Annotated in this window: 1 protein-coding gene; it reads right to left on the reverse strand. The window is 56.5% G+C overall.

Annotated features, from left to right (window positions below):
• Positions 1-234, reverse strand: a 234-nt coding sequence (locus tag SB719_RS21335) for a hypothetical protein (RefSeq protein WP_412159915.1), incomplete at its 3' end; no start/stop codon positions are given.
• Between the last annotated feature and the right edge of the window lie 21 nt (positions 235-255).

The following is a 255-nucleotide window of genomic DNA, read 5'->3' on the forward strand; positions in this document are numbered from 1 at the left end:
GGACAGCGTCGTGCCGTCGTTGCGCAATGTGACGAAGATAACCTGATCGTCCGGTTGTCCGGCAATAGAAATTGCGCCGATACGTTGTGCTTCGCTGGTGTCGAGAGCAGGCATATTGAACAGAACTTCGCCGCCCACACGTTCTGCGGCCTTGGCGAGCGCGGACTCAAAACCTTCGATAAGGACGTCGATGGCTCCAAGCGCGAACTCCAGTTCGACGGCTTCAAGCGTCATCGTATCATCTGCGGTTGTGCT

The organism is Pantoea sp. SIMBA_079 (assembly GCF_046940275.1).
Lineage (GTDB): Bacteria > Pseudomonadota > Gammaproteobacteria > Enterobacterales > Enterobacteriaceae > Pantoea > Pantoea borealis.